This window comes from Methanoculleus sp. SDB, assembly GCA_001412355.1.
GTDB lineage: Archaea > Halobacteriota > Methanomicrobia > Methanomicrobiales > Methanomicrobiaceae > LKUD01.
This window is the reverse complement of record LKUD01000051.1, coordinates 39,556-65,386: the sequence shown is the minus strand read 5'-3', so window position 1 is coordinate 65,386 and position 25,831 is coordinate 39,556. Positions and strand designations below refer to the sequence as shown.

The following is a 25,831-nucleotide window of genomic DNA, read 5'->3' as shown; positions in this document are numbered from 1 at the left end:
GCGAAAAATCGTGAAAAAAACGATTTCATTGCTTTTCACTCTCACCAACGGCAGGATTAACCGAATCAGTCACTATCCGCGATTCTTTTGAGGCGTTCCACGCCTCCTATCTCCCCGATGACTCCGGCCACATCCGGCGGAACGAGGTGCATCCAGTCTTCGTCGCCAAGCATCCTGCGCCTTATTTCCGTGCCGCTGAGCGTGTGCCGTTCATACATGGCAGGCGATATCGTCTCAACACCCGCTTCGAAGAAGAGGCGCATCACGAGCGGATTGCCTGAATAAACACGCTCGAATGGCGGAGTCATCGAACGTACGTGAGATACCCAGAGTGCATTTCGCTGAATATCCTCGATGGGAATCACGTAGATGGGGCAGTCAAGGTCGGCAAGTGAGCGGGTGATCATCAGCACCCGTTCGCCGGCGGTGAAGGGATTGTCACGCTCGTGGCTCAGCTGAGCACTTCCGACACCGATGACGATTTCATCGACCAGATCTGCGATTCGGGTGAGGACCGACTGGTGCCCGTTGTGATAGGGCTGGAACCTTCCGATGTAAAAACCTCTACTCATGGAGCGTCACCGTGCGTGCTATTCGTGCTGCAAAAGCACCTGCAGTAAATCCGGCATCGATATTCACGACCGTCAGAACCGAGCACGACTGCAGCATGCTTGCGAGCGCCGCTTCACCTTTTCCCATGTACCCGTACCCCGTGCTGACCGGAACTCCGATAACAGGAATGTCCACAAGACCGGCAACGACCGACGGCAGCGTACCTTCCCGTCCCGCAGCGACGATGATCACATGGGATCCGAGCAGGTCCTTCATTGCCGGGAACAGACGGTGTATACCTGCCGCACCGACGTCGTGAGCAACCCGGACCTCACACCCCATCTCCTCGGCGATGATCCGGGCTTCCTCGGCAACCCTGATATCGGCTGTGCCCGCGGTAATTATTCCGACAACTCCTCCGTGCTTCTCCATGGGCGGATCGCGGTACGCAACGAGTGTTCGGGGAACCGTGTGATACTCGCATTCGATCCCCTCCGCATGACATGCCGTGCGAATCAGGGCGGCCTGTTCGGAGGTGACGCGTGTTGCAATGCACCGGCCCGTTGCGGTCACGAAGGACCGGATAATTTCGGTCAGTTGTCCGATCTCTTTTCCCTCGGCAAGCACCACTTCGGGCATACCGCACCGCACGCTTCTCCCGAGATCCAGACAGGCGAATGATCCGATTTTTTCAATTCGCAAACCTTCAATTCTTTCTTCTGCTTCTTTCAGCTGTAGTAATCCTTTTTTATACTGGCGGAGAATTTCCGCGAGGGATGCATGCGAATTCATAACCGGATAAGTAAGATATGGAAGGGCGTGTAATAATAAGTATATTGTCATGGCTTCAACATACCTGCTCTATATCGCCCTGTTTGGAGTTGCAGTGGTTATTTTCCTCTGGTTGCGGGATGCCCGGATATTTTTTCGGACCAATACCCGGGGATATCGTAACGCCTCCTATCAGGGCGTTCTGTACACGGCGATTGCGATTGCGGGTCTCTGGGCAGGGTGGTACGGCAATGAATATCTTGCGCTCGGTCTGGTGCTGCTTGCCCTCTTTCTGCAGGGACGTATCGAACGGGAACCGGTATGGCACGGCGAATCCGCAGCAGAGCGGTTTTTTGGCAGTGTCCGGCGCAGTAATGATAAGATCCAGAAGAAGATCTGATACGGGAGTTTTCGAATGCTTCAGAAACCACGGGGAACGCGGGATTTTTTGCCCGGAGAGATGAGACACCGTCGGGCGGTGGAACGATGTATGCGTGAGACCGCGGAGAAGTGGGGGTACGGCGAGGTATGCACTCCCATATTTGAAGAGGCTGAACTTTTCACGCTGCGATCAGGCGAGGGAATCATTCATGAGATGTATGCATTTGAGGACAAAGGGGGAAGGATGCTTGCCCTGCGCCCGGAAATAACTGCATCGGTCCTGCGTATGTACGTTAATGAGGGGCGGGTGCTCCCGAAACCCGTCCGGTGGAGTTACGTGGCCGACTGCTTCCGGTACGAACGGCCGCAGAAAGGACGGTATCGCCAGTTCTGGCAGTTCGGGATCGAACTGATCGGTGCCGACACCGCCGCAGCCGATGCGGAGGTCGTGCTCGTCGGAGCGGACGTTCTGGCGGCCACCGGTGTTTCGTTCGACATGCATATCGGGCATCTGGCGCCGATGAAATTCCTTCTTTCCGGGCTTGATCCTCAGGTTCAGAGACGCATGATGGCATATCTTGATAAACGGGACTTCGATGGTCTTCGGACATTCTCCGAAGAAACAGGAACCACCGACCGGTATGATGCACTCAAAGCTCTTCCGGAATGCCGAACCATCGAAGAAATGCGCGATCTCTGCGGTGATCTGCCGGAGTTGTCACGCATCGGGGAGACATTAGCGATCCTGGATGCCGAAGGACTCGAATATACGCTCGATTTCGGGATTGCGCGCGGTCTTGATTATTATACGGGTATGGTTTTCGAGGCATTTGCAGAGAACCTCGGCGCTGAAAACCAGATACTTGGCGGCGGTGCGTACCGGCTCGCCTATCTCTTCGGGGGCGACGATGTCGCGTCATGCGGCTTTGCCATCGGTTTTGACAGGGTTCTCGTCTCACTGGGCGGGATCGACGGGCCCCGCCCTCCCGTTCTGGGAATCCTCTATACGCCGGGGGCACGTCACGCGGCGTTTGCCGCTGCACGCAGGTTCAGAAGGGAGGGAGTGCATGCGGAACTCAATCTCATTGACCGCGGGATCGGAGCCCAGATGAAACATGCGGCGAAGAACGCTGATTTCGTTGTTCTGCTCGGGGAGCGCGAATGCATCGCCGGGACAGTGACGTTGAAAAACCTTCATTCCGGCGAGCAGCGGGAATGCGGGGTCGAAGATGCCATTGCCGAGGTGAAGGCATTTGGTGCTTGCTGAGGAACTCGCGAAGCAGCAGAGAAGTATCAGCGTTGCGGAATTCTTCGAAAAGAACAAACATCTCCTCGGGTTTGATTCGCCCACGCGGGGCATCATCACCACCGTCAAGGAAGCTGTCGACAATGCACTGGACGCCTGCGAGGAGGCGCAGGTGCTCCCCGATCTGTTTGTCGGAATCCGGAAAGTCGACCGTGATGTCTACCGTATCATCGTCGAGGACAACGGCCCGGGAATCATCCCGGCACAGGTGCCCTATGTCTTCGGGAAACTCCTCTACGGATCCCGTTTTCATCAGATCAAGCAGAGCCGTGGCCAGCAGGGAATCGGCATCAGTGCGGCTGTACTGTATGCCCAGCTTACGACGGGCGTGCCGGCAACCGTCGTGTCACGCACGGGTGCTCAGGAACCGGCCCACCGGTTTGAACTGATGATCAGGACAGAGACGAACGAACCCGATGTGGTGCTTCATGAAGAGATCGCATGGGACCGGACGCATGGCACCCGGGTGGAGATTGAATTCCGGAGCACGCTCGCGGCCAAAAAGCGTCTTCTTGACTACCTCCGGTATACTGCTGTCGTCAATCCCCATGCGCGGATGCGTGCAGACATCGACGGGGAATCGTTCCTTTTTGAACGTGTCGTCGAAGAGGTGCCTCCCTGCGCAAAGGCGATCGCTCCTCATCCGCACGGCATCGAATTCGGGATGCTGAAACGGATGGCAGGCACGAGTGAGCTGCCGCTCGAAAATTTCCTGATCGGGGAGTTCTCGCGCGTGGGGAAAAAGACCGCTGAGGACATTATCCGTGCGATAGATGCGGATCCCTCCGTGCCTGTAAAATCTCTCTCCACCGAACAGCTCAAAGCCCTGCTCGAAACCATGCAGACGACGGCAATACCGCCTCCCCCTGCTTCCCGGTGTCTTTCGCCGATTGGCGAGGATCTTATGCGGCAGGGGCTTGACAAGGAGTTCCAGCTTGATTTCGTAAAAGCGCGAACGCGGAGCAGCAGGGTGTACGGCGGTCACCCCTTTGTTGTCGAAGCGGCCCTTGGATACGGCGGCCGGCTTCCGGCGGACGGTGCCGGGCAGATTCTCCGGTTTGCAAACCGTGTACCGCTTCTCTACCAGCAGGGAGGGTGCGCGATTACGGGAGCGATAGCAGGGATTAACTGGAAAGCGTATAACCTGTCCCAGCAGGGACTGCCGACAGGCCCGGTGCTGATACTTGTCCATATCGCATCGACGAACGTGCCCTTCACGAGTGAAAGCAAGGATGCGATAGCGGCAATTCCTGAAATTGAACGTGAAATCGTGCTGGCGTTGCAGGAATTGGGCCGCGAACTCAAGACCTTTCTCAACAGGAGGGATCGCAACCGTCAGCAGGAGGACCGTGCCCGGGCCGTTTGTTCGATTATACCCGATATTGCGGCAAAGGTGAGCGAAATCGTGAATCTCCCTCCGATCAACACAACGCCGATTGAAGGGCGGATCATGCACAGGCTTATCGCGAAGAAGCGGACCGTTGACGGTATTGTGGAAATCACGGTGAATAATTTCACGAGCAAGGCCGTCGATCTGACCCTGTTTCATCTTTCCCCGGATTCTGCCGGGGATGCCAGCGAACCTCCCGCATTTGTCGACAAAGTCGGGGAGGAGTATCATAAGATATGGAAGTGTTCCCTGCCTCCCGACGGCGAATGGAGCGTGCGGTACCGGGGTGGCTGCGGGGGCACCTTTGATGTGCGGGGGGTCGACGAGTCGGTGAAGATTGTGGTGGTGGACTGTGACATCGAAGCATGAAAAGGATCAGAAAACGAAGGAGCGGCTTGTGGAGATCGCCCGCACCTGGTACGACCAGATGAGCGACGGTGGGATTCCGTTCATCACGCTTCCCACCCGGACGAAGAAGAATATCGAATACGATGATGACAGCGGGGTCTGGAAGTACGGCGATCGGGCCAGCACCCGTTCGGCCATATCGGCGAAAAGCGCCATGCATCTCCTGAAAATGGCCTTTGTCATCGGATTTCTCAAGCACCAGCTCGAGGAGAACCGATCATCCACCCTGAGGGAGATGTATTACATCTCTGAAGGATGGAAAAAAGCCAAATTCGGCGCACAGGACGAGAGCAACCTCCTGATAGAAGACCTCGAGATACTCACAGATCTCCAGCGCGAAGCGTTCCACCTCCGCCCCGAAGAAGACGGCGCCTCAATCTACGGCCCACTCCGCCTTCGGGAACAGACGCGGCGGGGTGATCGGGAGATCCACTGCCAGGAGGATGTGGGCGAGGCGGGATATCCCATACCGAATAACGTCGATACGCTCGAATTCCTTGATCACGACGCGAAATTCGTCATCGCTATCGAGACCGGCGGTATGTATGCCCGGCTCATGGAAAACGGCTTCGATGAGGAGTATAATGCCGTATTAGTCCATCTCAAGGGCCAGCCCGCGCGTTCCACCCGGAGGGTGCTCAGGCGTCTCTCTACCGAGATGCAGCTTCCGGTAGTTATCTTCACGGACGGTGATCCGTGGTCGTACCGTATTTTTGCCAGCGTTGCCTACGGCTCTATCAAGAGTGCGCACATGTCGGATATTCTTGCAACACCCGGGGCGCAGTTTATCGGTGTTCAGCCCTCGGACATCGGTGAATACAATCTCCCCTCGGATGCGCTCACCGAGGGCGATATCGCGGCGCTGAAAGCGGAACTGACCGATCCGCGGTTTGATACGGAGTACTGGAAGAAGGAGATCAATCTCCAGCTCTCGATGAAGCTTAAGTCTGAACAGCAGGCATTCGCAAGCAGGGGTCTTGATTTTGTCACCCGCGAATATCTTCCCGCCCGCCTGAGCGAGATGGGAATCCTCTGATAGTTCCGTTTATGGCGTGCGGGGAGTTTCGCGTTCTGCCGCGAGCATACTCTCCATTGTCCGTTCAAGCGTCCATTCCGGTTTCCATCTGCAAACAGTGCAAATCCGGGTGATATCCGCTGTTTGTGCCGGGATCAGCTCCGGTGAAGGATGCGCGCTGACCGGATAACTGCGTCCGGCAACCGCTTCGATCATCTGAAGGATCTCGCGGACCGACGTGCTTGCACCGGACCCGACATTAAACCTGACTCCTCTGCACGCGCTATCGAATGCGGTATGGGCGGCAATCGCCCAGAATGCCCTGACGGCATCCCGGACATCGATGAAGTCGCGGCGTGAGTCGATATTCGCAAGCTGCAGCGTTTCCTGCTCATGGCGCTCAATCGCAACTGCCTGTCTGATGACGGATCCCAAAGCGAAAGCACCCGATTGTCCGGGACCACAGAGGTTGAACGGACGCGCAATGGAAATTCTGAGGCCGTATCGCTCCATTTCGGCGTATACAAGCAGTTCTTCGGCTGCTTTGGCAGCACCGTAGGTGCTGACCGGTGCGATGTGTGTGGTTTCAGGTACCGGCAGATCCCCGGCATTTCCATAGACCGCCGCGGAACTCACCAGCAGGACAACGGCGCTGTCCGCAGCCCCCCTGACCGCGTCGATCAGGTTGCCTGCCGCGAGGGTGTTGTCGGCAAAGAGATCGTCCCGGCTTCCCCGGGTGCGCCCCGCGAGGTGCAGGATGTAATCGGGTTCTGATGCGCGGATCATCGATTCCGTCTCGGCAGCTGAACGAAGATTTGCGCGGAGCCGGGTGCAGGGAATGCCGGATGGAACAGGCGACGCACGATAGTGTGCGATGAGTGCCGCGTCGGCAGGCAGAATGCCGTTCAGGTACCGGAGCATACTCTGTCCGGTAAAACCCGATGCACCCGTCACGAGCACGTTCATATCAAAAACCGGTCCCTGAATTGATCGAACTCTTCGATGGAGCGTTCATAATCGTCGGGACGCCCGATATCGAGCCAGTACCCGTCATAGGGGTAACTGTACACCCGCTCTTCCGCGTCAATCAGCGCATACATCAGATCATCGAAGCCGAACGGCCTGTCCTCCGGGACAAACTCCAGAATGTCCCGCTCAAAGACGTAAATTCCCATGCTCACGTCGAAGTGGAAAAGCGGTTTTTCACGGAACGATGTGATCCGGTTCTCCGCATCGCGTGTGAGAACACCGAAATCGATCGGGACATCGCGCTGGTATGTCGCAACCGTCGCACGGGCCTCCTGTGCAGTATGCGCCTCCATCAGGAGCCGGTAATTCAGATCGGTCAGGATATCCCCGTTCATTACGAGGAAGCGGGATTCGAGATCATGTATGAGGCGGAGCGGACCGATTGTCCCGAGCGGCTCCTGTTCATGGCTGTACCGGATATGCCATCCCGGATGTGCCGCAGAGTCGAGATATGCGCGGATGATTTCATGGAGGTATCCGGTGCTGATGATGATGTCATCAAACCCGCACTGGTGCAGCTGGCGGAGTATGACTTCGAGAATCGGGTAATCACCAATCGGCATGAGAGGTTTCGGGAGCACCGTCGTATAAGGGCGAAGCCGTCGCCCGCGTCCCCCGGCAAGTATGACTGCCTGCATCTCCCTGTCCTCCTACACCGTATACAGTCCCGGCTTATACCGTGCGAGGTGTTCCTTCATCCATGTGATTGTGAGGGCGATGCCCTCTTCGAGCGTATATGACGGTTTCCAGCCAATCAGGTTTCCGGCTTTTTCGTTATTGCAGATAAGTGTCATCACTTCGCTCTTTCCGGGCCTTACCCGGGCATCGTCTGTCGCAATCGTTGCGTCAGGATTGACCGCGTTGAGGATCATCCGTGCAAGCTCACCGATTGTCACGCCCTTTCCGCTTCCTGCATTTACCGTCTCTCCGATCGCTGCCGGCGATCCGGCTATCCTGATGAAAGCGGAAACGGTGTCAGCGACATAGGTCAGATCCCTGACCGGATCCAAGGATCCGAGTCTCACGGTATCCGATGTGAGCGCCTGGGTAATGATTGTGGGAATTATGGCGCGGGTCGACTGGCGGGGCCCGAAGGTATTGAACGGACGGAGCGTCGTCACCGGGAGATCGAAGGAGCAGAAGAACGATTCGGCGATTTTGTCAGCTCCGATCTTGCTGGCCGAGTACGGGGACTGGCCTTGCAGGGGGTGTTCCTCATCGATGGGGGTATAGCGCGCGGTCCCGTATACTTCGCTCGTGGACGTATGTACGACGCGGGACACGCCGGCATCGAGAGCCGCCTGCATCACGTTCAGGGTTCCCCTGATATTCGTGGCCACGTAGGATTCCGGTGCACGGTACGAATAGGGGATTCCGATAAGTGCCGCGAGGTGAAAAACGACATCTTTGCCTTCGGTACAGCACCGTACAGCGCGCGCATCCGTCACATCTCCCGCTATAACCTCAGGGGATTTGCCTTCATGGGAGATATCCTCAAGCATTCCCCAATCATTGCGGGAGTTGTAATGGACCAGTGCGGTGACGTTTGCACCTTCCCCGAGAAGGCGTTCGACCAGATGACTTCCGATGAAACCGCCGGCACCGGTCACCAGTACTGATTTTCCCTTCCATTTCATTCCCCTTTTCCTCCGTACTGTCTGATAAGGGCGATGTAATCATCTTCCGCCGTTTTCATGAGTTTCCACCAGTCTCCAGAATCTTCAATATTTTTCCGGGCGTTCATCCCCAGTGTTCTTCGTTTCTGTTCGTCTTCGGCGAGCATTAAGATTTTTTCTGCAACAAGCGCGGGCTCTCTCGGCCTTACCATAAGGCCGTTTTCTTCATCGCGAATCCATTCGGGTATCCCGCCTACCGCCGTGGCAATGCAGGGGAGTCCTGCCGCCATTGCCTCGAGCAGCGAGACGGGAGTTCCGTCCGATAGTGCCGTTGTGATGAAGATATCCGCAGCCCGAAGGTCTGTTGCCACGTCCCGGTATTCCCCGCGCCCCTGGAATATAACAACACCGTCTATTCCCAGAAGGTGCACGAGTCCGGCTATTTTTTCCTTTTCCGGCCCTTCACCCTTGAGAATCAGCCTGAGGGATGGATTTTCGGCATATGCCCCGGCGAATCCTCTCACAAGTGTTTCGTTGTCATATACGGGCTGAAAGCCGCGGTTTGAGAAGATCGTAATCGTGCGATCCGCCGGCTCGTCACGGTGTCCGGGCTTGAACATCCCGGTATCCACGCCGAAGGGAAGATGCCTGACTTTATCGGGGCTGATATGAAAATCATGGATGATACGGGATTGTATGTCGCGGGAGACAGCGTAGATCCGGTCGGCACGGCGGAGGGCGAGGCGCGTGAAAGCACGGATGATGGTGCTCTGCGGAGGAAGGATCAGCACGTCATCTCCCCATGCTGAGAGTACCGACGGGTGAAACCGGAGCAGTGCGAGGTGAAATCCGTATTTGGTGATAAAATGCGCATGGATAAGATCGGGGCGAATTTTTCGGACGAGACGGATAATCCGGATGTGCCGGGGCCAGAATGCGGCATGGAGGCCGGGAATCACTGTCCGGAGAACGTGCTCCTGCACCCCGGGGATGGTTCGTTCCATGGCATCATAGGTGATGAGGTGCACCTCGTGCCGTTCGGCAAAATACTCCACCCACCGCTGCGTGTGCACACTTCTCCCGTCCCCGATCACGCACAATCTCATAGAATCGCTCTTCCGCCGTTTTTACAGCTGAGGTACGTGTTGCTTCCCAAGATTCATGTAATCTTCTATAGTATCGCCCGTTTCATGCTGACCGGCGAGCGTCCGCCCGGCTGACGGCAGGCACCCGGCAGGATGAGACCCGCTGTGCCTTTCCTGTCCCATGCACTTGATCAGAGGGCTCATAACAGTGAAGAACGAAAAAGAATAGATAATGTGCGGGATTGCGGGGCATTTTGCCATGTCCGGAGGTGAACCGGACGAGATGCTGGTACGACGCATGTCCGGGCGGCTTGTCCATCGAGGACCCGACGGGGAGGGTTTCTTTCGTGACGGCCGCATTGCCCTTGCCCACCGGCGCCTGTCCATCATCGATCTGAGTGAGCATGCCGTACAGCCGATGACGAACGAAGACGGGTCGCTCCTGCTCGTTTTCAACGGGGAAATCTATAATTATCGGGAACTCCGGAAGGAGCTTGCCCTGCTCGGCCACCGTTTCAGGTCGGAAAGCGACAGTGAAGTCATCCTCCATGCCTTCGAGGAATGGGGGCCCGAGTGCCTTGCACGGTTCAACGGCATGTGGGCATTCGCCCTGTATGACAGTACCTGCGGAGAACTCTTCTGCGCCCGCGATCGCTTCGGGATAAAGCCTTTTTATTATGCTCTCAGGGACGGATCACTCTACTTCGCCTCGGAGATCAAGGCGCTGCTCGAACATCCGGGCATTGGCACACGCCCTGATGATGAGATGGTGATGGCGTTTCTTGCATGGGGCGTTATGGACCATACGCCGGCAACAATGTTTGCAGGAATATCCCAGCTCCCTCCGGCCCATTTCATGGTTGTTCGCGGTGGTGAAGCGCTCCCTCCGGAACGCTACTGGCGGCTCTTCATGTCGGATACGGTGGTATCACGCGGAAGTGCTGAAGAGGCGGACGCTGCCGGGCGGTGTATTGACCTGCTCCGTGATTCCGTAAGGCTTCGCCTTCGAAGTGATGTGCCGGTCGGGACCTGCCTGAGCGGTGGCATTGATTCGTCGACAATTGTCGCCCTGATTAATGGTCTGATCCGTACCGAATCACCGGGGAGTGTCGGGGATCGCCAGAACACCTTCTCGGCCCGGTATGCCGATGAACGATTTGATGAGGGCAGATTTATCGACATCGCCCTTGCAGGAACAGAGATCTCGCCCCATTCCGTATATCCTGATCCGGATCGGCTGAAAGAGCATCTCGATCGGCTTGTCTACATGCAGGATGAGCCCTTTGGATCGCTCTCCATATTCGCACAGTACTGTGTTATGCATCTTGCCGGTACAATGGTCCGTGTCGTGCTTGACGGGCAGGGTGCGGACGAGCAGCTGGGAGGATACATCGCATATATGGTACCGTTCTTCCGCAGTCTCGTCCGCCACCCTGCCCGTGCCGTAAGTGAAGTGGGGTTGAGCCTTCTGCGCCACCACGCCTTCTTCCGGGACGCCTTCGTGCAGAGGCAGGTTCGATCCGGCAGGCGTGCGCTCCTGAGTGGATCGGTGCCCTCCATTAACCGGTATGAAGGTACGCTTGACCGCGTTCTTGCCGCTGAGATTGAGGCTACGAACCTTCCCGCCCTTTTGCACTACGAAGACAGGAATTCGATGGCTTTTTCCGTTGAGGCGCGGGTTCCGTTTCTTGACTACCGTCTTGCCGAGTTTTTCGGGGCACTTCCGCTCGACCATAAAATTCGCAGGGGTGTAACGAAATCCGTTCTCAGAAAGGCCATCAAAGGGATTGTCCCCGATGCAATTCGATGCCGCATGGATAAAGTCGGATTCGCCGCACCCGATGAGGTGTGGATGAAAGAGGATCTCCGTGCGTTGATCTGTTCAATCCTCACCTCGGAGAGTTTCCGGAAACGGAAGTACTGGAATGCCACCGCAGTTGAAGAAAGCTTTCGTGATTTTCTCGCCGGCACTTCGGCATATTCCCATGAAATATGGAGAATTGTGTGCACGGAACTCTGGCTGCGCAGTTTTTTTGACGGTCGCTCAGGGAATCCATGAAGGGGGGTCGGGGTCTTTTCACTCATCCGGTACCGGGATTTTCATGAACCGTATTCTGCCCTGATATACCGGTAAAGTTCATAAAGGTCGCTTATAACATGATCGACGCCGGGTTCGCCGGTGAACCTGTTCGGCTGACGGGGGGTGACCCTGCCGACAAATCGCACTCCTGCCTCCTTTGCCGCCTGCAGATCGTTATGCGCATCCCCGACGAAGAGGACGGACTCCGGGGGAACCCCTGTCATGGCAAGGATAGCCCTGATGCAATCGCTTTTTGATCGGGGAGAGCCATAGACACCCGTGAAATAACGGTCAAGATTCCTTCGCCTGACAATTTCCCGTATCTCCCCCTCGGGCGTTGCCGAGACGATGAAGAGCGGAATGTGTTTTGAACACACTCTGAGCAGTTCTTCGGCTCCGTCGACAAATGATGATGCGAGCACCCCGTCAAAGACCAGTTCCGAAAAACGGCTGCCAAGCCATAAAAACCGCTCCTCGGACAGTGGTTCGAGCAGAATATGTGCATAAATATATCGGAATTTGTCAAATCTGGACATTCCTCCGTTATTGAGATGAAAATTCACGATTTCATCGAGATGTTCGGGCGCAAAGGAAAAGAGTTCTCGGAAGGCATCTGTTTTTACTAAAACCGATTCGAGAATTACCCCGTCAAAATCCAGAATCAGCACATTCAGGTTGGACATGAAAATCCTGCCTCCTTCTTAACCGTGCGATACGATTGCTGACACCGCCGTATATGTCACGGGTTCCTCTGCCGGTTGTTTCATGGCATGCCATCTTCCTCTTTGCTGAGTATGCACATGTAAAATTTTTTAAAACAGCCACAGTACATGTCTTTTTCCATGAACATCCGCCAGAAAAAGAAAATCATTTTTTCCCGGAGGGTGTTGCCGTCATTCAATACGACTGCTTCGGCTTCTTTTTGAAGGGTAAATCGCGTATGTGTCAGGATTTTTTTAAAGTCCGGGGGAGAGAATTCGAAGATATGGTGCTGATGGAGGGGCTTTATCGGATCATAGTTGTGGCGGTGGATCGTGGTTGTTGAGACGAACGGAATGGAGAGTACAAGTGACTTCCTGCAGACACGGCCGATCTCGTTCAGGAGTGCGATGGGATTGGGAACGTGTTCAAGCGTTTCAAAGAGCAATATATGATCAATACTCCCGGCTTTAAAGGGGAGATGTTCGATATCGGCCTTTATTACCTCAATCTGTTTTGCGTGAATCGCTTTCAGAGCAGGATCGCTGATATTAACGCTTATCCCGTCCCTGTTCATTGACCTGATAAATATCCCGTTCGAATCACCAAGATCGACCAGCGTATCGTTCTCTGAAATCCGGATATTATCGTGGATAAACCGTATTCTGTCAATGGTAAATCCGCGGATGACATTCTGCGACCCGCTCTCCGTCAGTTCGATGTCGCCGTAATGCTGCCGTTCGTCTTCTTCTTCGAGAAGTTTTTTGACCGGACGGTTGAGATGCTTTATTTTCTCATCAAGAATCCTTCCGGAATTTCGTTCGAAAACATCAAATAAGATTTTATGTGTGTCCAGGTGTAAAATGCGTGTAACCTTTGAGATTATTGTTGAGATCATGGATTCCCTTCGTTTTCCGCCCTATGCCTTCTCATTCACGCCCAGGTCGAGTCAATCTCCGCCGGTTACGCCGTATGCCTGCCCGGTTATGTAATCGCCACATTCCGAGGCGAGGAAAAGGCACAGGCGTGCTACATCGAGGGGCGTCCCTGCCCGCCGGAGAGGAATTCTTTTTACCCGGTCATCGAGTGACTCCCTGCCGATTTTTTTATGAAATGCCGTATCGATTACACCCGGCTGGATGGAATTTACAAGAATATTGTAATCCGCTCCTGACCGTGCAAGGGTACGCGTCACCGCGTCGAGCCCTCCTTTCGCGGCACCATAATGCGCTGTAATTTCAGAACCCCCATATTTCGAAGCGATTGAACTGATATTGATGATCCTGCCCCCTCCATGGTCTTTCATAAAGCGAAAGGCTTCACGGGCCAGGAAAAATGGTCCGGTGAGGCAGATCTGGAGTGTTTTATCCCACGAATCCCGGTCCATGTCAAGGAAATGGTCATGCCCGTATACCGTTCCGGCATTGTTGATGAGAACGTCGATGCCGCCGGCAAGCCCGATAAAGTCGGGGATTACATTCTCGCGTTCCGCCGGACTGAGGAGATTTGCGGTGAGGAGGAATGCCTCCCCACCGTCCTCCCGGATCTGGCGGACTACGTTTTCCGCATTGTCCCTGCTTCTGTGGTAATGGACGCCCACGATGGCTCCATACTGTCCGAAGAGGCGTGCTGTGGATGCCCCGATACCCGATCCCGCACCGGTAACCAGAACTTTTGATCCCTTTATCGCTTCAAACATGGTCATACCCATGGTTTTTCAGCCAGTATTCGACACCCGGCACCTGCCATTCATAATCCACATCGCAACCGCCCCACTGCCTGAGCGGATAGATATGCTGTCCCATCCATTTTTGCGGCAGGAGACCGGATTCAAGATTTTCAAGACAGTGTGGTCTTACTATCGACACTCCCATATCGGCAAACCAGACATCACCCTGTGAATCACGGTCGCAGTTGAGTGTTTTCGGGTCACCGAAGTGCTCGAACGGAATAAAGGGGTGCAGCAGACCGTCATTTCCTATCCTCCGTGCTCTCAGCGGACTCCACATGTTATATCGGGATACCGTCACGGCGGAGTCGATGTCGGGATTTTCGCGCAACACCCGGATCCCCTCATCAATGGTTTCAGGAAGGATTGTTGCAGCATTGCAGAGCAAAAGGACGATGAATTCAAGGGTTTTACCTGCCTTCTCCTGTTCATCCCGGATCAGCCGGTAGCCGTGGACAAAGGCGTCCTCGCCAAGCGCCTCGGGCGTGCATAGCTCCGGTGGCCTGTCAATAATTATCGCCCCGGATTTCCTTCCGATTGCCTTTATCGCTTCCGAGTCGGTTGAGATATAAACATCATCAACTTCCCGCGATTTCTTTGCGGCAAGGAGGGGATATTCCATAAGCGGTCTGCCGAGGACAGGTTTTGTATTTTTACCGGGAAATCCCTGGCTGCCCTCTCTCCCTAGCATTAATGCAGCAATCATACACGTTTCCTCAGTAATTTTCGAACTTCGTTTTCACGGAGCGGACAGCGGTCACATGCCGGGATCTCATGCGCTTTTCCCCTGCGGTGCACCTCACGGTATCCCGCCTCCCGGGCACTGTTCCACGCTTCCCTGATTGTAATCTCCTGAATGTTTCCGAAACTCATCCATTCATAGATATCATGAACACAGGGCAGGATAGTGCCTTCCCACGTAATTGTCATCCTCTGCCACAGCTGCGGACATGCCCAGGGATAGATCCGGCCGCGATGATCCGGATTGCCCTCTTCATCCTTCATGTCCAGAAAACCCACTTCATCGGCTCGTGCAGACCAGAAATCAGCATAATTTTTTTCTTTACCCAGCAACTCGGGAACGCGAACCGTCTGAATCCGCACAAGAGGCTTCTCCACTCCCAGTTCCTCCTTTATTGCTTTCAGGCGTTCGATATTGCCAACCACCTGCTCAAACTGTGCACCGACCCGGTATTTTTCGTATAACTCTTTTTCATATCCCTCGAAAGAGATTGAAATACGGTCAAGTCCCGCGTCGATGAGCTTTCTTACGGCATCTTCGTCGAGTTTCGTGGCATTTGTATTGAAATAGACGTCCATGACGCCGGCATCCTTGGCATATGCCACCATCCGGACCAGATCCTTATGGAGCATTGGTTCGCCGCGATAGGTGAATTTCAGCGAATACAGCTCGTTCTTTCCGGCCTCATCAAGGATTTTCTTCCAGATTTCCTCCTTCATGAAGCCGCCTTTATACTTATTGTGGGTTGTTGCACAGAAGGGGCATCTCAGGTTGCAGACGTTTGTGGCCTCGATATCGAGGTGAAGGGGAAAATCTCCCGTGGAAAAATTTTTCGGCCATTCACTCCACTTCCTGCGATACTCCTGATATCTCGCATCGTTGCGCTCAACGACGCTCGTCCCGGCAATTGTATGAAAGTTTGCATCAACGTTTATTTCTGTCATTATCGTCACCTGCGGTAGCGTTAGTCTCTTTTATTTCGTAATCAGATTCGCATTCCTTCTGGACTTCTCTCAGGCACCCGAGAATTCCTTCATTAATATCAATATACGTGGAGAGATTGACTCTGACGGGGATATCCGCTTCGAGGGAATACGGGGTCATTACGTAATGCCGCTGTTTTTCTTTTGGCGTATAGTGAATAGCTATGTCACGGTTGATAATTTCCCGGATGATCTCAAAAAATTCCTCAATTTTCATCCGCTGGTGGCCGGTAATCATAGCTGCCTTATTGATGAAATCCTTGTCCTGCGCTATTCTCACGGTTTCACGGGCGGCATCCTGAATATGAATATATTCTCTCACCGAATCCGGGGAGCTCAGATACGTGAATTCACCTTTCGTCAGCAATTCCCTGCAGACATTATTGACAAAATTCCAGTGATTACTATCGCTCCCGTAGAGGCTGCCGTACCGGAGAATCGTATACTCCAATCCGAATTCTTCGTAGAATGTCTTGCATAAGGATTCACCGACCTGTTTTGAGACACGGTAAAATGAGCCGTGAATGCCGGATGTATAAACGCTGCTGGCAAACATAAATCGCCTGACGCCTGCATTGCAGGCGGCTTCGAGGCATTTTGCCGTGCCGATACCATTGACCTCCATAGTCCGGACGGGAACCGTGCGTGCCACGTCGATATCGGCAATGGCGGCCGTGTGAAATACCAGATCACACCCCTCCATTGCCAGAGCCAGTGATTCGCCATCAAGAATATCTCCCTGAATATGACGGACGCTCTCCGCGTTTTCGCCGGGTGAGTAATTCACGTTCTCCAGATCATACGAAACGGTTTCAATCCCTGACTTTTGAAGTTCTTTCACAAGATATCTGCCAAGAAATCCTGCTCCTCCCGTCACAAGAGCCTTCATGATATTCCCTCCTCAACAAAACGAAGAATGTTGTCCACAGCCTCCATCTCCATCCGGTAGCGGGACTCAACGGTATCAGATGCCACATGCGGTGTCAGAATAACCTGGGGGAGGGCGAGCAGTCGCCCGGAAACAGGCTCGCCGACAACATCGAGGCCGGCACCGGCAACCACCCCCTCCTCAAGTGAACGAATCAGTTCGTCCTCATCGATAAGCGATCCGCGTGCCGTATTGATAACGATGACATCCTTTTTACAGGCTGAAAACGCCTTTCTGTCAAGAACCGGCTTATTTCCTGCCTTCGGTGGCATATGGAGCGTGATAATGTCGGACAGGGAATAGAGTGTCGAAAGCTCCTCTGTCCGTACCCACGAATCGGGTACCGCATGTGTTACGTAGGGATCGTAGTAGAGAACGGTACACCCGATTGCATCAAGGATGGTCGCCACCCGCGTGCCGATCCTTCCCAGCCCGATAATGCCTGCCGTCTTTCCGGCGAGGAGAGAACCCCGGAGTACAGGGGTAGTTCCCCGTCTTATCTGTTCATTGTAATTCGGGATATGCCGAAGGCAGGAGAGGATGAGGGCGAGCGTATGCTCGGCAACGGCCTGTGCGGGAGCCTCCGGTGTGTTTAAAATCCTGATATCCCTTTCAGCCGCCGCCGCCATATCGATAGCGTCGAGACCGACTCCCACCCGTGAAACAGCCCGGAGATTTTTTGCTGAAAACAGCACTTTTTTGGAATAAACTTCCGTTCCTGCGATGGCGGCATCGGCATCTCGGAGCGCTTCAATCAACTCCTCTTCCGAAAGGCGTCTGCCTGTTGTATTGACATAAACAAGTGAGCACTTTTTTTTTAATTTTTCCACTACAGGACCGGTTTGATCAAATGAGCGAATGGTAATAGCGACCCTGAATAATGTCATGCGCATGTCCCGATACTTCGGTCTGGATTAATATAGGGAGAGAGGGGTTATAAATATGGTCGTAATGGTAAATTACGGCGCATCGTTTTGCCTGTCCACTCCCGGCTGCCGCCACATCAAAAAGGCTCCTCCGCAACGGTTCGGGGATTTTATCTCACATATGCCAAGAAATAAATCTCTTGTCAGATTATTCTATGCATAGGTCACATAGATGAAAACATCGGATGCACGAAGAGTTATTCTTATACATGCAAATGCCACATTAATTAAAGATTTTTACAGACTTAATGGGCAATTTTACGGTAAATTTTGGATTTATCTGGGAGAAAATGTGCCGTTTGCCCTTGGTCTTGAGGAATTATTCGGCACGGTGCTTCAGAGGATTGAAATCGGTGACGAATTGCAAAAGACGGCAAAAGAATGTCGGCAGGAGTATATAGACTATATAGGGAGGCTTTCCGAAAGCCATGATCTGAACTGGTGGTTAACATCAGCATCTGAAAAAAATCCGTTTATATCAAATATATTCCTTTATTTCTGCTATGTGAAGATATGTATGCGGTGTATGGAGAGATTCGACGACGATCTTCTCATCGTCTGCGAATCTCCCGCACTGATGCGGTCACTGCAGAAAAATCTGGAGAATTTCCCCTGCACTGTCGAATGTATTTTTCAACCTTTCTATTCCGTTGTCAATGCTGTAAAATCGTGGACGGAAAGGATAAGAAATAAGCTCTGGTTTTTAATCAGATATACCGGCCGTAAAATGGTTGCACAGTATTATCTCTTGAAAAAGAGTCGATTTCATTCGGGAGAGAATGATCGGGAATATGTTGCCATTCATTCCTGGGCTGACGGGCGCTCATTTACCCGCACGGACACCTATCAGGAAGTCTATTTTGGTAATCTCAGGGATGAGCTTGAAAAAAAAGGCTGCAATGTTCTCTATCTGGTGCATGTGCTGCCGACATTGGCGTATCTTCAGGCAGTCCGGGAACTGCTTCGCAGAGATTATGACGGTGTCCTTTTCGAAGAATTTTATTCGTATGCGGATATCATGAGGGTTCTTGTCACACTTTCCGCGAATTATCCGTGTCCACAATCGATTCCGCCTTTCATGGGACTGGACGTTTGTGCGATTGTTGCACACGAATGCACAAAAGACCGGATTACCACCCGTGCTGAACAGTCATATCTCTGCTATTTTGCCGGCCGGAATCTTTGCCGGGATTTTCGTATCCACACCTTCACCTACATCTTTGAAAATCACATGTGGGAGAAGATGTTTTGCGCCGGAATAAAAGATGCAGGCGGCCAGACACGAACTGTGGGATATCAGCACTCCGGCGTAATTTCAATGTTCACCTGCTATGCGGTATCGAAATTCGAAGCAGAATGGATGCCTCTTCCCGATCTGATTGTAGCGAGCGGATCAGCAGCCAGAGAGCAGCTGATCGCTTCGGGCTTCAATCCGAAATCAATTGTCGTAGGAGGTGCATTACGCTATTCGCACCTGACAGAAGAGATGCCTTCATCGCATCGCGGTGCGGGAAACACTATCCTCGTGGCGTTGTCCGCGAGTCTGAATTCCTCGATGGAACTTACTTATAAGGCTCTTCTCGCATTTGGCAGCGCCGGCGATCTGAGTATTATTATCAAAGCTCATCCTATCGCACCGTTTGAAAAAATCGCTCAATTTTTACCTCCTTTTCCGGAGCATTTCCACCTGAGCGACAAACCGATAAATGTTCTTCTCCGGTCGGCTGATCTGGTATTATATTCGGAATCTACCGTCTGTGTCGAAGCTCTGGCTCATAATATCCCGATAATTCATATTAAGTCTGATTTCAAGATAGATTTGAATCTTCTTGAGGAGGTGGCGTGGGTACCTTCCCTGAGCAGTCCTGAGGAGATCCGCGCAACATCAAGGAATTCTTTACAGAATGATACGATTTCATCCGAGAAAGCCCGGGAACTTGTACGTCGGATATTCAGCCCTGTCAAAAGCGAAATTGCGTCGTTTTTTATGAAAGATGGATGTAAACGTGAGGAATTCAGTCTCCGGACAATTGAGTGATCAGTGTTCTTTTGAAAAATTCTCAGCGTATTCAGGTGGGATATATCGAGGCCGGACGCAGTGATGATCCCAATGAATAACTTCATATCATATTTTTACTAACCCGTAGAGTACTATGAAATATGGGAAATCAAACACCAGGTCCGAGAGTTCTGAAAAAATACTGGATAAAGAAACATTAAAGAAGATCCGGGCATTTGGGAGTATCGTTATCATTCGTGGCGGAAGCCTCTACAAAGATGATTGATGTATAAGATCTCATTGTGCTGTGGTGTTGCTTTGGAAAAAAAAGGATATCTCCCATCGATTGAAGATGAATTTATATCGTCAATAACAGACGGGACGATTGAGGCTTTTTTGGAACTCTGGTTTGATAATATCAGGAATAATTTTGATATAATCCGCAAATCGGAAAGCGTCAAAAATATACCAAAACATCCGGATATTCCTGCGATTGTCGTGGGTGCAGGCCCCTCCGTAAAAGAAAAAAACCACATGAAGCTCATCAGGGAATCTGACTTCGGAGGGATCATCATTGCAGTCGATCGTATGCTCGTTCCCCTTCTTGAAGAAGGAATTGTCCCTGATTTTGTGATCAATGCCGATGGACACTGCGAAAATATTCTCAATTTTTTTGATAATCCTCTGGTGGATCAGCATGCCAGTGAAATAACAGCGGTTTTTGCCACAATTGCCCCCTCAAACGCGGTGAACCGGTTTGTCGGGAGAAAATATTTCTATAATCCGATGATTGACAATATCGACTCCACCACATCCATTACCCGGTGCATGAAATTCCTCACAAAAATGAGCATACTTAATACGACGGGTAATGTTGGAGGCTTTGGTGTCATATTTGCATATTATCTCAAGTGCAATCCCATTGCGATGATAGGGCTCAATTACGGATATCCCGGAGGAACTTCATTGCAGGACACATACGCATATCCCAATATCAGGACGGCATTCCCGAATCTGACCGATGAGGAGATCTATGATCGGTTCTATATACAGGTGGATCATCCGTTCTTCAAGGAGGGCGGTTTCACCGAACCGATATTCTCCTACTACAAAATTGGTTTGTTAGAGGCAGCCACTACGATTTCAGAAGAAGGTTATACTATTTTCAACTGCACGGAAGGTGGGATCATTTATGAGGAGCCAATCAAGTGCCTCAGGCTTGCTGAATTTTTAGAGAGTTGCAGGTGAATTTATGGGTAAGAAACGAATTTTATTGATTAATTCCCCGATACGGCTGACACAACCTCCGACGAATATCCCCTACGGACTCTCGATTATCGCCGCTGTGCTGGATCTGGAAGGGCATGATGTTGTTTTACTGGATGCCAACGCTCACAGATTGGGGATCGATGAGATTCTCGCTGATATCGCGGATGAGTCTTTTGACATCATATCTCTTTCGGGACTTGTAACAACATACGGATTCCAGAAAAAGATCCTCCCCGGCTTAAGGGGATTATTTCCCGACGCACTTCTCATAACCGGTGGCGGCTGTGCCAGCAGCATCCCTGAAGAGATGCTCACGTGGATTCCCGAACTGGATCTTTGCTGTATCGGAGAAGGCGAAAAGACAATCGTTGAGATTGTAGATAATTCGGATGACCGGAATTTTTCTGATGTAATCGGGATCAATTACCGAAATAATGAGGGAGTCATCATTAAAAATCCTCCGCGCCCCTATATGAGCGAGGAGGAACTCAATACCCTGCCTTATCCGGCTCTCGACATGCTGCCCATGGAGGAGGTATACTTTCCGAACAGCTCCATTGCCCTTTCTGCCGAGGCTTTCGGTGCAAAACGAAGAATCGATGTCATTTCGCAGCGCGGATGTCCCTATGACTGTACGTTCTGCTATCATATCGTCGGCGGGAAAAGGGTACGCTTTCAGAGCGCCAGGTATGTTGTCGGCATGATCAAGCATTTCAGGTTCAGGTATGCGATCGACTTTGTGACACTGATTGACGAAAACATGCTGGCGAACAAAAAAAGAGCTCTCGAATTCTGCGATCTCTATGAGGAGGAGGGGCTTGCAGATCTGGTAAAATGGGGCACAACGAGTCATGCAAATTCGATCGATCCGCAATTACTCAAGAGGTTGAAGGAATGCGGATGCACGTATCTTGAGATCGGTGGGGAGTCCGCAGATAACCGGATCCTGAAGGAAATAAAGAAGAATACAACGGTTGATCGGCTGCAATACGCACTTCAAGAGACAATCAGAGCCGGGATCAATCCTGTAATGAACTTTATGGTGGGATATGAAGGAGAGGATTGCCAGTCGATTTATGAAACGGTCACTTTCTGGATTAAAAACGGCTTTAAGATCTATCCGTTTATTATTACGCCATATCCCGGTTCCGCGTTATATCACTCGAATATGGATAAAATCCTCGAGCAGTATGACGGAAAATTGGAAGATTACATTCTGTCGCTTGGTGACGCCACCGAATTGACAGTAAATATCAGTCGTTTCAGCGATCCAGAACTTCTTGGCCTGAGAGAACTGATGGCGAAAGGAGATCTCAAACGGATAATGCGCTTCAGTGAACAGAGAGGGGAGAAAATAACGGTAAATAAGGCGGACAACGGAGAATTTCCCGTCGGAAACAAAGGGGAATAATTTTTTTACCACGGTGAGAGGAGATTGCGGATCCTTTCATTCATCTCATGAAAGTACATCCACCGGGACCGGTATCACACCAGCTCCCCGATATTCGCGGTAACCTTCTCGAATGCCGCAATCACATCATTCTGATCCGATCGGGATACATTTCCGTGACAGATGTCGGCAATCATCATCTCCTGATAGTACATCCGCTCAGTCACCGGACATATGCCGGGGCTGTAGTCCACTTTCCCCCTATAGCCGTGATAGGTGAAGGGAAAACCCTCTCTTCCAAAAGCAATGCGTCGCTGGTACAGGGGCTGCATGTAGATCGGTTCAACATAACCGCTGGAAATTGGAATTCCTTCCGCATTGAGGGCTTCAACAAATCGTTCTCTGGGTATTCCGATAATTTCTGAATTATAGCGAATCGGATATACGTAATAGCCGTGGCTGACATCAGGACGAACGACCGGCGGAGTAATTCCGGGTATGGCTTTCAAATGTTCTGTCAGGAATTTAGCCGCTGTGATGCGTGATTCGAGCAATGTGTCCAGTTTCTTAAGTTGCTCGCGTGCAATTGCTGCTTCAATCTCCGTCATCCGATAATTAAACCCTACCATATTCACGAGATTTGAGACTCCTTTTGCTCCGACCGCACCCTCGGCATGGTTGCGTATCATCCGGCACCGCTCCGCCAGATCATCGTGCTCGGTTACGATGATACCGCCCTCTCCGCACTGAATTGTCTTGTGGTAATTCAGGCTGAATACACCGATATCCGCAAGTGTCCCTGCATAGCGGCCTTTATATGATGCCCCCGGTGCCTGAGCGGCGTCTTCAATAACGATGATATCCCGATCTCTTGCGATCTCCACGATCTCATCCATATCCGCGGGGTGACCGAAGATATCGACAGCGATGATTGCTTTTGTCAGGGGAGTGATTCGTTCTTCAATCGATTCCGGTGTAATGCAGAAAATCTCAGGATCGATATCTGCAAACACGGGAATCCCCCCGTAGACAACTGCTGCAGTCGCCGATGCGCTCATTGTATAGGGAGAGACGATGACCTCGTCACCCGGTCCCACACCTGCCGCCCCGACCGCAGTATAGAGTCCCGAGGTTGCAGAGTTTACACTGACGGCATGCCGCACCCTGAAATACTCTGCCCACTCTCTCTCCAGTTGACGGACCTTCGGTCCGCCATAATAGTCCGGAGACCATTTCGCAAGGAATTTCGAGAGTACTGTGCTGTCGAGCACCTCCATTACTGCCCGTTTCTCCTCCTCACCTATCGTGACATAGCGTGGAAATGCCTCATTTCTGACCGGAGTTCCACCATTTAATGCCAGTTTATTCATATTGATTCTCCTAACCTGATACGGACACTATGATAGCATATCATAAATGCACTGTGCAACCCGCTCGGTGGCTCTACCATTAATTTTCACTTTTTTTAGTTTTTGAACGAGTAGACGGTGTTTTTCAGTGTTGCTCAATACATCTTTTATTACTGCGGATATAGCATCTTCGGAGTAGACCCCGATACTCAGGCCCATCCGGTTGGTCGGCAGGGGATCAGCAGTGCGAATACCTGGCTGCAGGCTTACAACGATCCGTCCGAGACAGCACGCCTCAATGAGCAAAGCAGTGGTCATGCCGACAACGAGATCGGCAGCCATCACAAGCTCACGCGAATTTCCCTCAGTTGAAACGATGACAGGCACCCGGTCACTTTTCACCGGGAGGAAATCCTGTGGTTTTTCGCGCGGATGCGGACGTATTATCAGAAAAATCTTCCGGTTTACCAGAAATCCGGGCTCTTCGAGGGATCGAAGGAGGGAAGCGAGCACACTCATTTCGGTATAGCCGGGGTACAACGGATGTGAAGGATCCGTGCCATATAATGCGGAGAGAGGCTGCGATGCAAAAAGAACCATCAGGTCATCGTGCCCGATCCCCAGGCTCTTTCGAAGTCCTGCAATGCTGTCAGGGCCAAAATTCTGTTTCCACCTGTAGAGATCATCATATGCGGGATTACCTGTGATAACAAGGCTCATTGGATCAAAGCCCGCCTCAATCATCTCCTCTTTCATTCTTTCATCGATTACCGCAACCCGGTCAGGAAGAGAAGACAAATTCCCTTCGTGATCACAGAACCGTTCACAATAATGCGACCAGAAGTCCATGATCGTCAGTGAGGGTATTGCCAGCCGGCGGGCTTCATCGACGAACAGCCTTTCGAGGCCAATACCATTGAAGGATGTTCCTGTAAGCAGCAATGAAGGCATTATCTCCTTTAACAGTGATTGAATGTCACAAGCAGTCATTTCCTCGGATATTTCAGTGTATTCAATTCCCTGCTGCTTCCAGAGATGACATGCTTCGCGGTACGCCATGGCCCGGACCTGAACGCGGGCGTCACTCCTGAGAAGGTTTATGACGGGAGCCACCGCCTTTGCCCCGCCCGGATCACCGCAGACCGCCACAATCACCGGGAGATGTTTTTTCGGTATCATTCACTATCCATTGTGATCGCTCTGCCTTCTTTTGCTGAATTCAGGGCAGCCTCGGCAATTTTCAGGTTTTCAATGCCGTCTCTTCCGGTGCAGAGGGGTTCTGCTCCGGTGTCGAGGCACATTACGAGATCTTCGACGGCATGGAGTACTGTGTCCACCATACCGCCTCTCTCTTCCTTAAACGGCATGAGAGACCGGTAACCCGAGTAATAGGGACTGTCAGCCACCCGGTGAAACCTCATGGTATGGCCTGAATCGGAGATTGTTACACGTCCGAGTGTTCCGATGATATCCAACTCGAATATGCTGAAGTCACGGGAATTATATCCATGGAGATATCCGAAAATGTTTCGATCAAGTTCGAGATGAACATCAAGAGTGGGATCCTCTCCTGCTTCATGCAATCTGTCAAATGCCCGGACACGGCGTATTTCTCCGACCAGAAATCTGACGAGATCGAACCAGTGCGTTCCGGTATGTCGTGTCCCGTTTCCATAATGGCCGCTTATAGCCTGAATATCCCCGATACCTCCTGATTGAAGGAATTTACGAAGATTCTGAAAATTTCCTGCATAGCGACGGGAATAGTTCACCGCCAGGACAACCTTTTTTCGGCCTGCCATCCTGAAAAGGTCACGGGCCTCATCAACACGCATTGCGAGAGGTTTTTCGGCTAATACGGCACGGACGGATGGTGATGCAATTGCAGTTCGAATAAGCTCATAATGGGTAGGATCCGGTGTGCAAATGCTCACAATTTCCGGCTCCTGCACCGCGAGCATGTCATTAATGTCATCAAACCGGTATTTTACTCCCCATCGGCTCGCACATCGCTTCAATTTCCCGGGATTGCTATCGCAAACAGCTACAAGTTCCGTATCCCGGCATACGGAGTAGGCTCCTGCGTGCGTATAAATATCCTTGATCCGGGGATCGTCTGCAAATTCACTGCCTATCTTTCCGCATCCGACAACTGCCGCACGATATACCATTTTACCTCTCATC

General features: G+C 52.1%; 24 protein-coding genes. 8 read left to right on the top strand and 16 right to left on the bottom strand.

Going from position 1 to position 25,831, the window contains the following annotated elements:
* Positions 1 to 65: 65 nt before the first annotated feature.
* Together APR53_03470 and APR53_03465 are read right to left on the bottom strand one after the other, a co-directional pair.
* Complete coding sequence (locus APR53_03470; GenBank protein ID KQC04418.1) at positions 66 to 572, bottom strand: nicotinate-nucleotide adenylyltransferase; 507 nt, start codon at positions 570 to 572, stop codon at positions 66 to 68.
* Positions 565 to 1,344, bottom strand: a complete 780-nt coding sequence (locus APR53_03465) for a phosphoribosylaminoimidazole carboxylase (protein ID KQC04417.1) — start codon at positions 1,342 to 1,344, stop codon at positions 565 to 567. The genes APR53_03470 and APR53_03465 overlap by 8 nt, the downstream gene beginning before the upstream one ends.
* A 49-nt stretch (positions 1,345 to 1,393) precedes the next feature.
* Here APR53_03465 and APR53_03460 point away from each other — a divergent pair, with 49 nt between their 5' ends.
* Genes APR53_03460 through APR53_03445 form a run of 4 tightly spaced genes read left to right on the top strand, consistent with a single transcriptional unit; the run spans position 1,394 to position 5,844 of the window.
* Entirely contained in the window at positions 1,394 to 1,723 is a 330-nt protein-coding gene (locus APR53_03460; protein KQC04416.1) for an ABC transporter permease, read from the top strand.
* A 15-nt stretch (positions 1,724 to 1,738) separates the two neighbouring features.
* Positions 1,739 to 2,971, top strand: a complete 1,233-nt coding sequence (locus APR53_03455) for an ATP phosphoribosyltransferase regulatory subunit (GenBank protein KQC04415.1) — start codon at positions 1,739 to 1,741, stop codon at positions 2,969 to 2,971.
* Positions 2,958 to 4,769, top strand: coding sequence for a DNA topoisomerase (locus APR53_03450; protein KQC04414.1), 1,812 nt, complete (start codon positions 2,958 to 2,960; stop codon positions 4,767 to 4,769). Before APR53_03455 ends, APR53_03450 begins: the two co-directional genes overlap by 14 nt.
* Positions 4,753 to 5,844: a DNA topoisomerase VI gene (locus tag APR53_03445; protein KQC04413.1), complete on the top strand. Its 1,092-nt coding sequence runs from the start codon at positions 4,753 to 4,755 to the stop codon at positions 5,842 to 5,844. The genes APR53_03450 and APR53_03445 overlap by 17 nt, the downstream gene beginning before the upstream one ends.
* A gap of 9 nt (positions 5,845 to 5,853) precedes the next feature.
* Here the strand turns inward: APR53_03445 and APR53_03440 are convergent, their stop codons facing one another.
* The 4 genes from APR53_03440 to APR53_03425 are packed head-to-tail and all read right to left on the bottom strand — an operon-like array spanning position 5,854 to position 9,562.
* A complete protein-coding gene (locus APR53_03440; GenBank protein KQC04412.1) occupies positions 5,854 to 6,789 on the bottom strand; it encodes a hypothetical protein in 936 nt (311 codons plus the stop codon).
* Entirely contained in the window at positions 6,786 to 7,490 is a 705-nt protein-coding gene (locus tag APR53_03435) for a nucleoside-diphosphate-sugar pyrophosphorylase (protein ID KQC04411.1), read from the bottom strand. The genes APR53_03440 and APR53_03435 overlap by 4 nt, the downstream gene beginning before the upstream one ends.
* A 12-nt stretch (positions 7,491 to 7,502) precedes the next feature.
* Positions 7,503 to 8,489, bottom strand: a complete 987-nt coding sequence (locus tag APR53_03430) for an NAD-dependent dehydratase (protein KQC04410.1) — start codon at positions 8,487 to 8,489, stop codon at positions 7,503 to 7,505.
* Complete coding sequence (locus tag APR53_03425) at positions 8,486 to 9,562, bottom strand: hypothetical protein (GenBank protein KQC04409.1); 1,077 nt, start codon at positions 9,560 to 9,562, stop codon at positions 8,486 to 8,488. The genes APR53_03430 and APR53_03425 overlap by 4 nt, the downstream gene beginning before the upstream one ends.
* Positions 9,563 to 9,785: 223 nt before the next feature.
* Here APR53_03425 and APR53_03420 point away from each other — a divergent pair, with 223 nt between their 5' ends.
* Positions 9,786 to 11,612 carry an asparagine synthase gene (locus APR53_03420; protein ID KQC04408.1) on the top strand — a complete coding sequence of 609 codons (1,827 nt, stop codon included), beginning with the start codon at positions 9,786 to 9,788 and terminating at the stop codon, positions 11,610 to 11,612.
* Positions 11,613 to 11,653: 41 nt separating this feature from the next.
* Here the strand turns inward: APR53_03420 and APR53_03415 are convergent, their stop codons facing one another.
* From APR53_03415 to APR53_03385, 7 genes are all read right to left on the bottom strand, one after another.
* Positions 11,654 to 12,316, bottom strand: coding sequence for a haloacid dehalogenase (locus APR53_03415; GenBank protein ID KQC04407.1), 663 nt, complete (start codon positions 12,314 to 12,316; stop codon positions 11,654 to 11,656).
* Positions 12,317 to 12,396: 80 nt separating this feature from the next.
* The gene (locus APR53_03410) at positions 12,397 to 13,230 is read right to left on the bottom strand and encodes a hypothetical protein (protein ID KQC04406.1); all 834 of its coding nucleotides are present in this window, start codon (positions 13,228 to 13,230) and stop codon (positions 12,397 to 12,399) included.
* A 51-nt stretch (positions 13,231 to 13,281) separates the two neighbouring features.
* Positions 13,282 to 14,037 carry a hypothetical protein gene (locus APR53_03405; protein KQC04405.1) on the bottom strand — a complete coding sequence of 252 codons (756 nt, stop codon included), beginning with the start codon at positions 14,035 to 14,037 and terminating at the stop codon, positions 13,282 to 13,284.
* Positions 14,024 to 14,767, bottom strand: coding sequence for a cytidylyltransferase (locus APR53_03400; GenBank protein ID KQC04404.1), 744 nt, complete (start codon positions 14,765 to 14,767; stop codon positions 14,024 to 14,026). The genes APR53_03405 and APR53_03400 overlap by 14 nt, the downstream gene beginning before the upstream one ends.
* Entirely contained in the window at positions 14,764 to 15,747 is a 984-nt protein-coding gene (locus tag APR53_03395; protein KQC04403.1) for a hypothetical protein, read from the bottom strand. Before APR53_03395 ends, APR53_03400 begins: the two co-directional genes overlap by 4 nt.
* Positions 15,728 to 16,675, bottom strand: a complete 948-nt coding sequence (locus tag APR53_03390; GenBank protein KQC04402.1) for a hypothetical protein — start codon at positions 16,673 to 16,675, stop codon at positions 15,728 to 15,730. Before APR53_03390 ends, APR53_03395 begins: the two co-directional genes overlap by 20 nt.
* Positions 16,672 to 17,544 (bottom strand): hypothetical protein, encoded by an 873-nt coding sequence (locus tag APR53_03385; protein KQC04401.1) that lies wholly within the window; start codon positions 17,542 to 17,544, stop codon positions 16,672 to 16,674. The genes APR53_03390 and APR53_03385 overlap by 4 nt, the downstream gene beginning before the upstream one ends.
* A 388-nt stretch (positions 17,545 to 17,932) precedes the next feature.
* Between APR53_03385 and APR53_03380 the strand changes: the two genes are divergently transcribed.
* The 3 genes from APR53_03380 (at position 17,933) to APR53_03370 (ending at position 22,319) form a co-directional block, all read left to right on the top strand.
* Complete coding sequence (locus APR53_03380) at positions 17,933 to 19,678, top strand: hypothetical protein (protein KQC04400.1); 1,746 nt, start codon at positions 17,933 to 17,935, stop codon at positions 19,676 to 19,678.
* 246 nt (positions 19,679 to 19,924) lie between these two features.
* Complete coding sequence (locus APR53_03375) at positions 19,925 to 20,887, top strand: hypothetical protein (protein KQC04399.1); 963 nt, start codon at positions 19,925 to 19,927, stop codon at positions 20,885 to 20,887.
* Between the two features lie 4 nt (positions 20,888 to 20,891).
* On the top strand, positions 20,892 to 22,319 hold the full coding sequence (locus APR53_03370) for a hypothetical protein (protein ID KQC04398.1): 1,428 nt from the start codon (positions 20,892 to 20,894) through the stop codon (positions 22,317 to 22,319).
* 74 nt (positions 22,320 to 22,393) lie between these two features.
* Here APR53_03370 and APR53_03365 read toward each other — a convergent pair whose 3' ends face one another.
* From APR53_03365 to APR53_03355, 3 genes are read right to left on the bottom strand one after another with little or no spacing between them, the layout of a single operon-like run.
* A complete protein-coding gene (locus APR53_03365) occupies positions 22,394 to 23,668 on the bottom strand; it encodes a hypothetical protein (protein ID KQC04397.1) in 1,275 nt (424 codons plus the stop codon).
* Positions 23,669 to 23,695: 27 nt separating this feature from the next.
* A complete protein-coding gene (locus APR53_03360; protein ID KQC04396.1) occupies positions 23,696 to 24,826 on the bottom strand; it encodes a hypothetical protein in 1,131 nt (376 codons plus the stop codon).
* Complete coding sequence (locus tag APR53_03355) at positions 24,823 to 25,818, bottom strand: hypothetical protein (protein ID KQC04395.1); 996 nt, start codon at positions 25,816 to 25,818, stop codon at positions 24,823 to 24,825. Before APR53_03355 ends, APR53_03360 begins: the two co-directional genes overlap by 4 nt.
* Positions 25,819 to 25,831: the final 13 nt, after the last annotated feature.

What these genes read in the sequence shown, in the direction of transcription:
- APR53_03470 (KQC04418.1), bottom strand. Translation starts at nt 572, where the DNA reads ATGAGTAGAGGTTTTTACATCGGAAGGTTCCAGCCCTATCACAACGGG.
- APR53_03465 (KQC04417.1), bottom strand. Translation starts at nt 1,344, where the DNA reads ATGAATTCGCATGCATCCCTCGCGGAAATTCTCCGCCAGTATAAAAAA.
- APR53_03460 (KQC04416.1), top strand. Translation starts at nt 1,394, where the DNA reads ATGGCTTCAACATACCTGCTCTATATCGCCCTGTTTGGAGTTGCAGTG.
- APR53_03455 (KQC04415.1), top strand. Translation starts at nt 1,739, where the DNA reads ATGCTTCAGAAACCACGGGGAACGCGGGATTTTTTGCCCGGAGAGATG.
- APR53_03440 (KQC04412.1), bottom strand. Translation starts at nt 6,789, where the DNA reads ATGAACGTGCTCGTGACGGGTGCATCGGGTTTTACCGGACAGAGTATG.
- APR53_03435 (KQC04411.1), bottom strand. Translation starts at nt 7,490, where the DNA reads ATGCAGGCAGTCATACTTGCCGGGGGACGCGGGCGACGGCTTCGCCCT.
- APR53_03430 (KQC04410.1), bottom strand. Translation starts at nt 8,489, where the DNA reads ATGAAATGGAAGGGAAAATCAGTACTGGTGACCGGTGCCGGCGGTTTC.
- APR53_03420 (KQC04408.1), top strand. Translation starts at nt 9,786, where the DNA reads ATGTGCGGGATTGCGGGGCATTTTGCCATGTCCGGAGGTGAACCGGAC.
- APR53_03415 (KQC04407.1), bottom strand. Translation starts at nt 12,316, where the DNA reads ATGTCCAACCTGAATGTGCTGATTCTGGATTTTGACGGGGTAATTCTC.
- APR53_03410 (KQC04406.1), bottom strand. Translation starts at nt 13,230, where the DNA reads ATGATCTCAACAATAATCTCAAAGGTTACACGCATTTTACACCTGGAC.
- APR53_03405 (KQC04405.1), bottom strand. Translation starts at nt 14,037, where the DNA reads ATGACCATGTTTGAAGCGATAAAGGGATCAAAAGTTCTGGTTACCGGT.
- APR53_03400 (KQC04404.1), bottom strand. Translation starts at nt 14,767, where the DNA reads ATGATTGCTGCATTAATGCTAGGGAGAGAGGGCAGCCAGGGATTTCCC.
- APR53_03395 (KQC04403.1), bottom strand. Translation starts at nt 15,747, where the DNA reads ATGACAGAAATAAACGTTGATGCAAACTTTCATACAATTGCCGGGACG.
- APR53_03390 (KQC04402.1), bottom strand. Translation starts at nt 16,675, where the DNA reads ATGAAGGCTCTTGTGACGGGAGGAGCAGGATTTCTTGGCAGATATCTT.
- APR53_03375 (KQC04399.1), top strand. Translation starts at nt 19,925, where the DNA reads ATGTATAAGATCTCATTGTGCTGTGGTGTTGCTTTGGAAAAAAAAGGA.
- APR53_03370 (KQC04398.1), top strand. Translation starts at nt 20,892, where the DNA reads ATGGGTAAGAAACGAATTTTATTGATTAATTCCCCGATACGGCTGACA.
- APR53_03365 (KQC04397.1), bottom strand. Translation starts at nt 23,668, where the DNA reads ATGAATAAACTGGCATTAAATGGTGGAACTCCGGTCAGAAATGAGGCA.
- APR53_03360 (KQC04396.1), bottom strand. Translation starts at nt 24,826, where the DNA reads ATGATACCGAAAAAACATCTCCCGGTGATTGTGGCGGTCTGCGGTGAT.
- APR53_03355 (KQC04395.1), bottom strand. Translation starts at nt 25,818, where the DNA reads ATGGTATATCGTGCGGCAGTTGTCGGATGCGGAAAGATAGGCAGTGAA.